Source organism: Veillonella sp. S13054-11, from assembly GCF_002959795.1.
GTDB classification, from domain to species: domain Bacteria; phylum Bacillota; class Negativicutes; order Veillonellales; family Veillonellaceae; genus Veillonella; species Veillonella parvula_E.
Genome location: NZ_PPCY01000004.1, coordinates 1 through 14,282 on the forward strand (window position 1 = coordinate 1; position 14,282 = coordinate 14,282).

The following is a 14,282-nucleotide window of genomic DNA, read 5'->3' on the forward strand; positions in this document are numbered from 1 at the left end:
TAGTACGAGAGGACCGGAGTGGACGAACCGCTGGTGTACCAATTATCCTGCCAAGGGTACAGTTGGGTAGCTACGTTCGGGACGGATAAACGCTGAAAGCATCTAAGCGTGAAACCAGCCTTGAGATGAGGTTTCTCATAGCATAAGCTAGTAAGATCCCATGTAGACGACATGGTAGATAGGCCAGGTGTGGAAGAGCCGTGAGGTTTGGAGCTGACTGGTACTAATCGATCGAGGGCTTTACTTAAGCAACGTAAAACATTAAGCAGAATGTGCAACAAATATATATACTTCTATGTGGTTTTCAGAGTACAAACTCTGACAGATTCAGTGGCGATGGCTATGAGGATCCACCTGTTCCCATCTCGAACACAGTAGTTAAGCTCATAAACGCCGAAAGTACTTGGCTGGAGACGGCCTGGGAGGATAGGAAGCCGCTGATTAATTAAAGGCACACCGAAGGGTGTGTCTTTTTTTGTATGGATTTTTATTCTTTTAAGGGAACTAATGAGCAAAGCAGTAGACGTTGAAGGAGTTACTTATATAATTAGTATTAATTATCGTGCTTTGAAGCACATATTTTTCTCATGGATATGGTATACTTAGGCTTATATCATATTTATAGGAGGTCATATGGCTAAGAAAATTGCGGTCCTCGTTAATGAGGAGACAATGCAGCGCTGTTCTTGTGGCGGTTGTTTGAAAGCATTTATGAATAAAGCGGATTCCTTTGAGCGGTATGCTGATGAGGATATTGAGTTGGTGGGCTTCACACATAGTGGTGGGGATCTTGCTAAGAAAATCGAGTCTTTTAAGAAAAAGGGTGTTACTACGGTACATCTTTCTACATGTACGCGTGGTAAGAATGAAAATTATGAAAGCATTGCAGAGCAGTGTGCTGAGGCGGGCTTTGATGTAGTAGGCTATACACATGGCAGTGCGGTGTCTAAAGATGGTAAAGAAGCGGTAGTACTTTCAGCTAAATCAGTAATGACAGATCAATAGTTAGCAATGCTTGAATTAACCATAACAATTTGCAATATCTTATGATAGATGAATGATTGTTCCATTATTCATTCTATATTTACACTAAACCTATATTATATAGATAGTATGTAAATTATAAGTGGTATATTTATCATTATGAGAGGTTGAGAGAATGAATAAGAAACTTACAGCGGCTACCTTATCTGTTGCTATGGCAGTGACAATGGCACCTACTATGATGCAAACGGTTTCTGTTAGTGCTGCGTCTGCTGCGGTACAATCTTTAGCTGGTGGTGCTATTGCTATGGCTTATGTATCTACTGCATTAAATAAAATGGATAATTCTGCAGAGGGGCAACAGGAGAGTTTGGCACGCACAAAAGAGAAAACTGGTTACTTAAACGATAGTGCAGCTCAAGAGCGTGTAAATCGAATTATGAAGACATTAGAGGCTACACCTAGTGTAAAGCGTTCCTACGTTGTATATGCGAATCCTGATGAGGAGTTTAATGCGTTTGCCACACTTGGTCGCGTTATGTCCATTAACAAGGGTGCTTTAGATACGCTAGATGATGATCAATTGGCCTATGTAATGGCTCATGAAATCTCTCATGGTGAGCATAAAGATATTATTAATGGCGCTAAGAAGCAAATCGGTCTTTCTACAGCGGTCGGCATTGCCGCTGGTGGTAGTGAAGGTGCAGCTATTTTATCTAATGTGGCAGGCAACTACTTATCCAATCAAGTGTTTACGATGAGTCAAGAAAAAGCCGCTGATGAGTTAGGCTTTAAGATTTTAAGTGAATCTCCATATAATGTGGGTGGTGCAGCTGGTTCTATGGCAGTACTACGCAACAAAGTGGGGGAACACTACCGTGAAGGGCTTTCACAAGTGGTAGCGCCTAACAATCATCCAAAGTTGTCCGATCGAGTGAACAATAATATTTCTCGTATGTACACATATTCTGGGAATCATGTAAACGTATCGAATGGTACTGTGTACGTAAACGGTGATAATATCTATACTCCAGCAGGTAGTGGCCGCTACACAGGCGAAGAGCGTGCTTATTACATGGCTGGTAAATTGGCACGATTGTATCATAACAATCAAATTACGTCAGGTTCTGCATCCTATAGTGGTGACACTGTAACGGTAGCTGGTCAATCCATTGTTTCTACGCCAAATGCGGACGTAGCATTGCAAGTGGCAACAAATCTTAACAATGCATTTGTAAAGCCTGCAGGTTCTGCTGTTAATGCGAAAAAACCAGTAAAGGTTAAACAAGAAAAACCTAAAAAGGTAAAAGAAAATAAAAATGTAAAAGCTGATAAAGCTAAAAAATAAATGAGAGTTATAAATGGCATATAATTTGCTTTAAGGATTTATGTTATTATAATCAGAATAATCAGAGGACTGAGCCCATGAAGGCTTAGTCCTCTTTTTATATGGATTGTAATTTTTATAGTTTGAGTATAAGTTTATATGTTAACAAGTTTATAAGATGTATTGAGGAATATACGAGTAAGAAATAGACCGTAAAGATATTGATAACCTTAGAGCATGAATATTGTTCATGTGTAAATAAATTATATTCATAAAGCAATAATAGATTTATAAAAATACAGAGAATCTTTTGGGAATGGAAAGTGAATTGTAATGGGTTTATACCATAAAATATAAGAAATTATCTTGTTAAATATAGTTGTTATAGAAGGTTTTATTATATTTCTTGTGATATTTATGAATTATTTATGCGATAACTTAGTGTTGTCTATTTATGGTGGATAGATGTATATTTAAGGTGGATGAAATATGTAGTTAGAATGAAATCCTATAGAAATACCATAACGGTAGGGGGTATAGGGTTATTGTACTTATACATGCTTTATAGGATAATGTCAATGTTGGTGGTTAATCTAATAATATAGATGACCATTTTTTTGTTAAATAATACGTAATTTTATACATTATATGGAGGCTATGATGGAGTATACAATTCACCTATTTAATGCAGGTGGTTTCGTTATGTATCCACTTGTACTATTCATGTTAGCAGCATGTACTATTTTATTTGAACGTATTCGTACGTACAGAAATATTAATCATGAGTTACAACAGTTGTCCGATAGCATTGATGCAGGTCGTAATAGTAATAATTGGTCTACTCTAGAAAATTCTATAAAAAATAGTGATGACGCATTGAGTAGATTCGTGTCTCCTATCGTGGAGTCTGTATATAGTGCGGAAGGTTTAGAGAACCGTTTACATGATGTGGTAGGTTACATGGATGAACGTTTAAAACGTGGTCTTAACTGGCTTAGCATGATGGTAACAATGGCTCCATTACTTGGACTTTTGGGGACTGTTGTTGGTATGATTCGATCCTTCGCAGCCGTTGGAGGCGATATTGGTGCGCCTACTGTTATTACAGGCGGCGTATCTGAAGCGTTGGTTGCCACTGCAACGGGGCTTTCAGTAGCTATCGTAGCATTAGCCATCCATAGTTGGTGTACAGATAAAGTAAATTCTGATATTGCAAAGTTAGAGCAAAAATTAGGTTCTATTATAGATTTATATATTAGGAGTCAACGATGAAACGTAGTTCAGTAGGCATACAAAAAGAACCTACCATCATGATTATACCTATGATTGATATCGTTTTCTTCTTGCTCGTATTTTTCATGATGAGTACGTTGTACATGAATACAGAGGAACAAATTCCTCTTAACTTACCGAAGGCTTCATCTTCTTCTGCTAAGACGATTGAGCCTATCACAATTTCATTAACAGCTACACATAAGATGTATCTTAATGAACGTGAGATTGTCCCTGATCAACTGGGCAATGAAATTCAAGATATTGTTGCAAAAGAACCTCAACAGGCATTTATTGTACGTGCCTCTGAGGATATTGCGTATAAGGATGTTATCAATATTTTAGATAATCTTAAAATTAGTGGTGCTCGGTTTGTTAGCGTAGCTACAGAACGGAAGTGATTCTATGGTAGACAAACGATATGGAATTCCTTTCGTAGCTGCATTGGTTATCAATATTGCGTACTGGGGGGTTGTAGGGAATTGGTTCGGCCATTTAAAACCGCCAGAAACACCGCATAAGGATCTGGTTATCAACCTCGATATGGGGCAGCAAGAACTTTCTCAAGAGAAGAAAGAGCCTGAGAAACTAAAGATTCATCCTGACGACAAACCCGTCGCAGGGGGCGGTAAAGCAGGAAGTGTGTTGCCTGATTTATCGGGAAAGCCTACAGAAGGCTTAAAAAATCTGAATCCTTACTTAGGTGGCAATGAGACGGCATCAGTCAATTTGAATGGTAATACTGATAATCCTGTTGGTAATCCAGGAAGTGGCAATGTACCAGGCCCTGGTGGTGGTAATGCTGGTAATGGTGGGCTTGGTGATGAAGGTACTGGATCTAAAGGTGGTGATCCAGGTCCTGGCGATGTAGAACGTCGTGGGGGCTCTTACGATAGTTCAGGTTATATCGCTCGCGTTGAGAGTAATAAAGTGATGCCGCAACAGGCGGTGCGCCGTGGACTCAGTGGACGAGTTTCCTTTGAAATCACTTTTGATGCCGATGGCAACTTTGCTGGTGCGAATATGATCGGTAGTAGTGGCTCTAGCATTCTCGATAATGCTGCTGCTAGCCTCGTAGAGAGCTCTGGAGGTATAGAGAATACAACAGGTGAGCCAGTTACGATTGTGGTTAATGTAGATTATGGTTATAATTAATCTTCTATAGCTGATAGTGTATGAATTATGTTTGTGTGTAGTCTTAACTCAAGAAAATACATTGGACGCATTTGTTAGAGGATTAGTTTTAATATTATTTTTTATTGTGTTTTTATCGTGTTTTTATTGTGTGTGGAGGGTTTATGACGAGTCGTCGTATTTTATCTGCTGCTATCGTAGCAACGTTAGCGTTAGGTACGTATCAAGCATATGCGTATGATGAGAACTTCAAAGGCTATGAGGTTCATAATGTTTCGGTGAAAGCCGATGCGGCTAAGGATGAGTATGGTAATACTATTACTGAGCAATCTTATTACCGTACTGGTGGTGATGTAAAGGTTATCACTCGTGAAGAGATTGAAAAACGTCATTATCGCGATGTAACTGAAGCGATTAAACGCGTTCCAGGTGTTACATTCCAAAATCCTGGTTACCGTGGTGGTGAGTATGGCTACCAATTCTACAATAATGGTGTATCCATCAATGGTGACTCCCGCGTTGTAGTTTTGGTGGATGGTCGTCGTGTAGATAATATTACATCTGGTCGTTTAGGTGATAGCTCTGAAAGAGGATCTAAATCTACGGGTGTTAATATCGATGAAGTAACCAATATGGATGCTATTGATAAAATCGAAGTTATCAAAGGCCCTGGTGCTTCTCAATATGGTTCTGACGCTACAGGTGGTGTAATCAATATCATTACACGCCGTGGTAAAGGCAATTTCAGTGGTTCCGTTGATTTGGCCACAGGCAGCTGGAATAAGCATAGCTATAACTTGACTGTACAAGGTGCGGCAGGTAAGAATGCGTCTACTGGTTACTTTGTAACAGCTACTCGCACTATGTCTCAAGACTCAAAATACAAAGATGGTGATACTGGTGAAGTAGCTACACTTACTGGTTCTAAGTGGAAAGAAGAAGGCTTTAATGCGCGTATTGACCATGAGTTCAATAAGAAACAAAGCTTACAGTTTTCTATGAACTTCAAAAAAGGTCGCGATGGATATCCAATTTCTACGCCTAGTCGTAAATACTGGAACCAAGACGATTGGCGTCGTATCATTTCCAATGCTACTATTGGTCAATTTGATGCGAACAATAAATTGATTACAGATCCTAAATATATAACACCAAATAACCCTAAAGGGTATGCGCCAACTTTGTACGGCGATTCTAGAAATCCTGGCTACCATAATTTATTTGCTTTAGACGGTAATTATGGTTCTTATAGTAAGTTCAAAAACTTGGATACAGACTTAAAATTTACTTTTGATCGCCAAGGTCGCATGGAAAGCTTTGTAAGATTGTATCGTTTAGATCATCGTTATGAAGGTCGCGATAAATTCTCCTGGTATCGTGGTACAAAAGCGGAAGCTCGTGAAGCTTATGCGAAGGCATTCCCTAATGGCGCTACTGTAGAGCAATTTAATGCTTGGGTTGATGCTAACTTAGCTCCATTCCCAGACCGTCGTGATGCATTGCGCCAATGGATTGCAGAGACTGGCGGTATGGCTGGTAGTCCAACTAGTTGGTATAAGGAAAGTAAAACTGGTGCTGAACTTCAATGGACTCGTCAACTTGATAAGCATGATATCATCGCTAATATTGACTACAGCCGATCCAAGTTGAACTCCCGTTCTGTTAAAAGTGCTGGTAATGTAGTATCTTCTGATATTCGTCGTGATACGTTATATGCGTACTTACAAGATAAAATCTACATTGGTAACAATGTGGAATTAACACCAGCATTACGTTATGTACATTACAGCAGCATTCAAGGTAATGGCAGCGGTGACTCCCAAGGTAAGGGTAGCGTAAGCGCCTTGACACCTAGCTTGCATGGTCAAGTTAAGTTTAACAAAAAGACTAGCATGTACGCTGGTTGGACTCGCATCTTGAGACCGCTTAAAACAGGCGACTACAGTGCGGTTGATGGGGTATTTAATACACCGTTAGATGATGAAAAAGGCGATGCTTTCACATGGGGCCTATTACATACGTTTGGTAAAGGTAATAATACTACTGTAGCAGTTCATTATGATTACACGCGTATGAAAAATGCCATCGCTACATTGCCAATTTTGAATAATAGAACCGGCGACTTTGAAAAAACAGCAGTTAATGCAAAAGAAAACAAACAATCTTTCAATATTACAGTAGACCACAGATTAAATGAACATGTAACAATGAGTGCGTCTTACTCTCATATGAAAGATAAATGGTTATCTAAAGGTGGTTGGGTTCTTGATCCAAACTGGGGCTATAGCAATAGCGATGATATCAACGTGGCTATTAACAGCTTGCGTCCGCAAAACCACTATGCATTGAACATTTCCTATGATAACAAGCGTCTATATTCTGGCTTGTTGATCAACTGGTACACTGGCAATAGCGACTATGCATTCACTCATAGACGCTTCCTCATCGTGGACTGGAACCTTAACTATGATGTAACAAAAGATTTAACTGCGTACATCGTGGTCAATAACGTTCTTAACCGCGCTTATGAAACAAGCTATAGCGCTTATAATGGTCGTGGTAGTGCGGCTATGCCAGCACGTTCCTTCATGATTGGGGCGAAATATAAATTCTAATGATTAGATTCAGCGTATTAATACTATGTCTATTAATATGTGTAGGTTGTGGTCCTCAGCAGGTAACTGTTGAGGACCATCAGTCTACACCAGCACATATCAAATTGCAGCCACCAGTGACAATTGAATCCTTTGTACGTCGAGGTGAACCTTTTGAAAGTACCTATACGGCAGTGCCCGAGCGTGTGGTGGCGATGTGGCAAAACTCCATAGAAACCATCATTGCTCTTGGTGAAGGGGATCGTATCGTAGCGGGCATGGGGATTCCAGATCGCAAATACGTGCGACCAGAATACCGTGAGGCGTACGATAAAATTCCATACAAGGATCTGAAATACGCCAATTTAGAAAGCGTATTGATGATGAAGCCTGATTTGTTGGTAGGCTGGAAGTCTACTTTCACAAATAAAATGTTACAAACACCTACATTTTGGCAGGCGAGACAAGCGAATGTATATATTGCAGAGTCCTCCTTGGGGGCTCAATCGGCGCTCACCATGGATATGGAGTATAAATATATTCGAGATTTGGGGCGTATTTTTAATCGTAACATGGAAGCAGAGCGTCTCATTCAAGAGATGCAACAATCTGTGGCATACACGGTAGCTCAAACGGCTAACGAAAAGTCACCAAAGGCATTGTTTATCGAGGTGGAAGGCAAGCATTTTCGATTGTATGGACATAAGACATTAGCAGGTAATATAGGGGATTCCTTGCACGCCGATGTAATTGACACAGAAACGCCGTCCATTAGTATGGAGGACGTGGTGGAGCAGAATCCAGATGTAATTTTCTTGATCGTATCTGACGGCGAATATAGCCAAGCAGATGTGATTATGAACTATGTATTAATGCAGCCAGGTTTACAAGGTGTTAATGCATTGCGCAATAAGCGTGTTCATTTCTTGCCTCTGCTTGCTGTATATAGTCCTGGTATTCGTTTATCCGATGGTATCGACATCGTATCGCATGGGTTGTACCCTAATTTATATCCAGAAGGGGTACCTGATTTAATTCATTAATAAAGGAGCAGTATGCTACAACGTATTGGATATACTGCTGGCGGATTTGTCCTCATAGGGGTGCTAGCAGTAGCCATTCTATGGGGACTTTCTGTTGGTACAGTACAGTTTTCACTTTCTCAAATTTTCAATATTGTAATAGATCAATTTTCTAGCCCTTTGGCTATCGATGATCCTATGAATGGTCCAGAGCAGACCATTATATGGTTATTGCGTATGCCACGGTTGTTGATGGCTGCCATTATTGGGGCAGGCCTTGCCGTATCTGGCGTTATCATGCAGGCCATCGTTAAGAATCCACTGGCAGATCCTTATATCTTGGGGATTTCCTCTGGCGCATCTCTCGGTGCTACGGTAGCTATTTTATTTGGTGTAGGCGTTATGTTCGGTGAGAACTTCGTCGGCGTTATGGCCTTTATCGGGGCCATGGCGATTTCCTTCGGTGTGTTGTTTATCTCAAATTTAGGGGGCCGACCAAACTCGGTGAAATTGATTTTAGGGGGCTTGGCGTTAAGCGCCGTATGTAGCTCCTTCTCTAGTTTTGTGGTCTATTTAGCGGACGATAAGGAAGGCATCCAAACCATTACATACTGGTTGATGGGTAGCTTTGCGGGTGCTAAATGGGATATGTTACCCTTTATTGCCGTCGTTGTCCTCGTGAGCATTATTTTCTTCTGGTCTCAAAGCAGAATTTTAAACATGATGCTCCTCGGTGATGAGGTGGCTATTACCTTAGGTCGCGATTTGCATAGATATCGCCAAGTGTATTTGATTATTAGCTCTCTTATCATCGGCTTCGTGGTGTACGCGGCGGGCATGATTGGCTTTGTAGGCCTCTTGATTCCTCACCTTGTGCGCATGACAATTGGGACAAATCACTGGACATTGATTCCGTTCAGCGCATTAGGGGGCAGTATTTTCCTCGTCATTGCTGATGGCTTGTGCCGATGTATTATTCCTCACGCAGAATTGCCAATCGGCATTCTCATTTCTCTCATTGGGGCGCCAACCTTTGTGTATATGTTGGTGCGTAAGAACTACGGATTTGGAGGGGAATAATGAATATTCAAACAGATAATATCCAAGTCTCATTTGGCCCGAAAACGATCCTCCATGATATTTCCCTAGATATACGAAATAAGGAATTTGTTGGAATTATAGGTCCTAATGGGAGTGGTAAAAGTACGTTCTTGAAATGTTTATATCGAGTGCTTAAACCTAATAACGGCAAGATTTTCTTTGATGGCACTGAAATGAGTTCCTTAAGTCATCGCGATACAGCCTTAAAAATGGCTGTAGTGGCACAGCATAGTACGGTTAACTTTGATTTTTCCGTCCTTGAAATGGTTCTCATGGGCCGTTCCCCTTATAAAGGGCTACTCGATAGAGATCAAATTGATGACTATGAAATCGCCCGACATGCATTAGCTCAAGTAGGGCTTAGTGATTTTGAAAGTCGCAATTTTAATACCTTATCTGGTGGTGAGCAGCAGCGCGTTATCTTAGCGCGTGCCTTGGTACAACGCACAGAATGCCTAGTGTTAGACGAGCCGACAAACCATCTAGATATTAAGTATCAGCTGGAACTGATGACGATTGTAAAACGCCTTGATGCAACCGTAGTGGCTGCTATTCACGATTTGAATCTAGCAGCCATCTATTGTGATCGTCTCATTGCGTTAAAAGACGGTTCAGTAGTGTGTACAGGTACCCCTCATGAAGTATTGACAGAGGATACCATTCGCCACATTTACGGCGTGTCCGCCACGGTACAAACATTACCAAATGGACGATTAAATATTATATATAATATGGAATAATTGAAAAAAGAGGCGTGGATGATGAAACGAATGAATAAACAAGTCTATGTAGCAGTGCTTATGGCATTAACTACTATGTCAATTAATAGTTATGCTGCAGATGTAACAATGAACAATAATGAGGAAGAAGTTACCATAAATGTTACCGCTAATCGTACATCGTTATTAGATTTAGATACACCAGTATCGACTTCTGTTATTACTCAAGAGGATATACAAAATAGCGGTGCTAAGACGGCTTTTGATGCGGTCGCTAATGTACCGGGTGTAACCATTAACTCCTTTAGTGCGTCTGGCGCAGATTTTGGTGGCATGGATAGCCGTACGAATATTCGTGGTCTCGATCGCGGTGCACTTGTTCTTGTAAACGGTGTACCTATGAACTTAAATGGTAAGAGCGGAATTGGCTCTATACCTACCAGTGCCATTGAGCGCATCGAAGTTGTAAAGGGGGCGGCCTCTACCTTATATGGCGCAGAAGCTTTAGGTGGCGTTATAAATATTATTACAAAAACGCCGTCAAAAGAGGGCGGTTCTGCTACGGTAGCTGTAGGTAATCGAGGCTCCAAGAGATTTGATATTTCTTATGGTACTGATCGATTCCTCGTTGGTATCGATAGAAAATACTGGGGGACTCAAGATCCATCTACACCGGTGCGGTATGACTATACAGGCCGAAAGGGTTATGATTACTACACTACGCGCAATAAAGGTAATTCCTTAGGTGTGTTCATGAGCGGTAAGCTTTCAGATAAGATAACCTTAAATTATACTCGCGCTGAAAGCCGTTCCTCCTTTGGTTTGATTAGTACAGAAAGAAATCCTGTGAGACAGGCTCGTCATTCTACGACATATCATTACAAGGATGACCGTAATAATGCATCTTTGATTTATAAAGATGATAATACGACGGGAACATTGTTTTATAATGACCGTACTATGCGTGGTGAAAGCCGTGTTCATAGTGCTAAACAGTTCAAGCCGACCGAAACCAGTTATGTAGCTCGTCAATATGGTATAGATGTACAACATGAATGGGACTTTAGAGGCGGTAAGGATTATTTGATTGCCGGTGTTACAGGTAAGCAAGAAACCTATCGTGCCACACAGGCCCTTGTGTATACACGGCCTCATCGTAATACCTATGCGGTGTACAGTAGCTATTCTCGTGAAATCAATCCCAAATGGACTGCCATTTTGGGCTTGCGTTATACAGCCATTAGTGATCCTATTAAGGACCAACATGTGTTAACGCCTCAGTTCCAATTGTTGCACACCATCAATAAAGCTTCCTCCATGTACTTAAATATAGGGAAAGCTTACACGATGCCTAGCTTGAGTGATTCATTCCGTAGCGTGAACCGCCAATACACAGCAGTAAGTGGTAAAAATCTTAAGCCTGAAGAGGGTTGGAACTATGAATTAGGTTATAAACGTCTTAATAAGAAGGATAGCTGGAAGGTGGACGTGTTCTATATGGACTTCAAGAACTTCTTCCAATGGCAACCTGATGTAAATGGTCGCCCAACCGTTCGCGTAAACGGTGGTAAATTCCACAATGTTGGGATTGAAGCTGAGTATAGTAGACATTTGTCAGATCGACTCAAAATGAGTGTAAGTGGTTCTTATTCTAATCCAAAACAAAAGGAAATGAATGAAACCTATTGGAAACAAGCGGCTCCTAAGTTACAGTTTACAACCGGCATTCATTATAAAAGCCCAACCTGGGAAGCTGGTACATCCTTTAGCTTTGTTACCAAACGTTTGCGCAATCGTGATGGCGGCTTGAATCCTAACATTGCTCTTTGGAATGCTTACGTTGGGTATCACTTTAACAAAGATGCTACATTACGCCTCGATGCACGCAATCTTTTGAATCGTCATAATGTGGTATCCAATGGAGATTATGAATACTGGGATGCACCATTCAATTATGAATTAAGTTATACACAAAAATTTTAATATGTATTAACGATACAATCCCCCGAGAATGCAGTAGCGGTAGGGGTATGGGTTTTGTGCGGACCAAATAAATGTGTAATAATACAAATATGTAGTTTATATAATTGTGTGAATGTATATATGTGTTAAGTGAGGCATTTGGTATGAGACAACAAATTAAGCATCGTATATCTATACTTGTGGGTTTAGCATTGATAGGATTGTCTGTGAATGGATATGCAGCAGAGGTAAGTGCTGATAAGACTCCCACTATAGCTGCATCGAGTGAAACTAATGGAGTATCTGAAATCCATACTATTAATGTAACAGCAAATCGCATGGCTCTTTTAGATTTAGATACGCCGGCTGCGATGGATGTTATTACTCAAAAGGACTTAGCTAATAGCGGTGCTAAAAATGCATTTGATGCAGTTAATATGGTACCAGGCATTACGTCTTTTTCCTATGGTGCATCCGGTCTTGAATATGGGGCTATGGATAGCCGTGTGAATATCCGTGGCCTTGAACGGGGATCCTTGATTCTCATGAATGGGGTACCGATGAACCTCAATGGCAAGGGCGGCCTTAGTTCTATTCCGACTAGCTCTATTGAACGCATTGAAGTATTAAAAGGTGCAGCCTCTGCTTTATATGGCGCTGATGCTATGAGTGGTGTTATCAATGTAATTACTAAGACTCCAAGTAAAGAAGGGGGCTCTGCTACGGTAGGTTTTGGTAATATGGGTCGCCAAACTTATAAAATTAACTATGGCACGCCTCGCTTCTTAATTGGTGTGGAACGTAACTTCTTTGGTGCTCAAGATCCAGAAACCCCTATCCGCTCCGATATCGGTGCTTATGCTAGAGGCTATGAATATTATACAGCTCGTAACAAAGGGAATTCCTTAGGTGTATTTATGAGCGGTAAATTAAATGATAAGTTGACTTTGAACTTTAGCCGTTTTGAAGGTAATTCTTCCTTTGGACAGTTGAGTACGGAAACGAATCCTATTAAGCAGAAGCTTCACTCTACAACATATGCTTATAAAGATACTAAAAATAATGCGTCTTTAGTTTATAAAGATGGCAATACTACAGGTACAATCTTCTACAATGATAGAGATTTGTATGGTAAAAGTCGCATACATAGTAAAAAGACATATACGTTGAGTGATAACAACTATATTGCTCGACAATATGGTTTCGATGTGCAACATGAATGGGACTTCCGCGGTGGTAAGGATTATTTCATTGCAGGTGTACTTGGTAAACGAGAAACATATCGCACTAAATCTGGTCCATACTATGGAAATCCACATCGCAATAGTTATGCCATTTATGGTACATACTCCTATCAAATCAATCCTAAATGGACTAGTATTTTAGGCTTGCGTTATTCGGATATTAAAGATCCTGTAAAAAATCAGCGCGTATTAATTCCACAGTTCCAATTACAACATCGTATCAACAAGGAATCATCCATGTACATAAATGTTGGTAAAGCCTTTAGAATGCCGAACTTAAGCGATACTTTCAAGAAAATTAATAAAGGCTATGCCTCTGTTAGTGGACGTAATTTGAAACCTGAAGAAGGTTGGAATTACGAATTAGGCTATAAACACATTACTAATAAAGATAGCTGGAAAGTAGCGCTCTTCTATATGGACTTTAAAAACTTCTTCTCTTGGAAACCGGATAGCAATGGTAAAAACACGATTCGCGTAAATGGTGGTCGCTATAGAAATGTCGGTATCGAAGCCCAATATGGTCGTAAATTAACAGATCACTTAAAAATGACTGTGGGTGCATCGTATTCTAATCCAAAACAACGAGAAATCGATAAGACCTATTGGAAACAAGCTAACCCTAAATTGCAATTTACAGGGGGTATCCATTACAATAGCTCAACCTGGACTGCAGGTACTAGCATCAACTTTGTCACAAAACGGATGAAGAACCGCGATGGCGGTACAAACCCAAATCTTATAGCTTGGAATGCATACGTAGGCTATCAGTTCAATGAAAACTCATCCTTGCGGCTAGATGCACGTAACTTGTTAAACCGTCATAATGTTATTTCCAACGGCGACTGGGAATACTGGGATGAACCATTTAATTACCAACTTAGCTATACTCAAAAATTCTAGTCTTTATGTAATCACTAATT

General features: G+C 40.4%; 11 protein-coding genes and 2 rRNA genes. All 13 read left to right on the forward strand.

The window, feature by feature from the left end; translation table 11 throughout:
* Nucleotides 1-247 (forward strand): 23S ribosomal RNA (locus VPHSUH08_RS03925); the annotation flags it as partial.
* 79 nt (nt 248-326) lie between these two features.
* Nucleotides 327-443 (forward strand): 5S ribosomal RNA (gene rrf / locus VPHSUH08_RS03930).
* 190 nt (nt 444-633) lie between these two features.
* Nucleotides 634-1,005, forward strand: coding sequence for a CGGC domain-containing protein (locus tag VPHSUH08_RS03935; RefSeq protein WP_105086773.1), 372 nt, complete (start codon nt 634-636; stop codon nt 1,003-1,005).
* Between the two features lie 154 nt (nt 1,006-1,159).
* Nucleotides 1,160-2,332, forward strand: coding sequence for a M48 family metallopeptidase (locus tag VPHSUH08_RS03940; RefSeq protein ID WP_105086774.1), 1,173 nt, complete (start codon nt 1,160-1,162; stop codon nt 2,330-2,332).
* Nucleotides 2,333-2,971: 639 nt separating this feature from the next.
* Nucleotides 2,972-3,583 carry a MotA/TolQ/ExbB proton channel family protein gene (locus tag VPHSUH08_RS03945; RefSeq protein WP_105086775.1) on the forward strand — a complete coding sequence of 204 codons (612 nt, stop codon included), beginning with the start codon at nt 2,972-2,974 and terminating at the stop codon, nt 3,581-3,583.
* The gene (locus VPHSUH08_RS03950; RefSeq protein WP_105086776.1) at nt 3,580-3,984 is read left to right on the forward strand and encodes a biopolymer transporter ExbD; all 405 of its coding nucleotides are present in this window, start codon (nt 3,580-3,582) and stop codon (nt 3,982-3,984) included. The genes VPHSUH08_RS03945 and VPHSUH08_RS03950 overlap by 4 nt, the downstream gene beginning before the upstream one ends.
* Before the next feature lie 4 nt (nt 3,985-3,988).
* Nucleotides 3,989-4,738: a TonB family protein gene (locus VPHSUH08_RS03955; protein ID WP_187002532.1), complete on the forward strand. Its 750-nt coding sequence runs from the start codon at nt 3,989-3,991 to the stop codon at nt 4,736-4,738.
* A gap of 143 nt (nt 4,739-4,881) precedes the next feature.
* On the forward strand, nt 4,882-7,332 hold the full coding sequence (locus VPHSUH08_RS03960; protein ID WP_105086777.1) for a TonB-dependent siderophore receptor: 2,451 nt from the start codon (nt 4,882-4,884) through the stop codon (nt 7,330-7,332).
* Nucleotides 7,332-8,354 carry an ABC transporter substrate-binding protein gene (locus VPHSUH08_RS03965; RefSeq protein WP_105086778.1) on the forward strand — a complete coding sequence of 341 codons (1,023 nt, stop codon included), beginning with the start codon at nt 7,332-7,334 and terminating at the stop codon, nt 8,352-8,354. The genes VPHSUH08_RS03960 and VPHSUH08_RS03965 overlap by 1 nt, the downstream gene beginning before the upstream one ends.
* Nucleotides 8,355-8,366: 12 nt before the next feature.
* The gene (locus VPHSUH08_RS03970; protein ID WP_105086779.1) at nt 8,367-9,413 is read left to right on the forward strand and encodes an iron ABC transporter permease; all 1,047 of its coding nucleotides are present in this window, start codon (nt 8,367-8,369) and stop codon (nt 9,411-9,413) included.
* A complete protein-coding gene (locus VPHSUH08_RS03975) occupies nt 9,413-10,174 on the forward strand; it encodes an ABC transporter ATP-binding protein (protein ID WP_105086780.1) in 762 nt (253 codons plus the stop codon). Before VPHSUH08_RS03970 ends, VPHSUH08_RS03975 begins: the two co-directional genes overlap by 1 nt.
* Before the next feature lie 18 nt (nt 10,175-10,192).
* Nucleotides 10,193-12,136, forward strand: coding sequence for a TonB-dependent receptor (locus VPHSUH08_RS03980; RefSeq protein WP_105086781.1), 1,944 nt, complete (start codon nt 10,193-10,195; stop codon nt 12,134-12,136).
* A gap of 143 nt (nt 12,137-12,279) precedes the next feature.
* Complete coding sequence (locus tag VPHSUH08_RS03985; RefSeq protein ID WP_105086782.1) at nt 12,280-14,262, forward strand: TonB-dependent siderophore receptor; 1,983 nt, start codon at nt 12,280-12,282, stop codon at nt 14,260-14,262.
* Nucleotides 14,263-14,282: the final 20 nt, after the last annotated feature.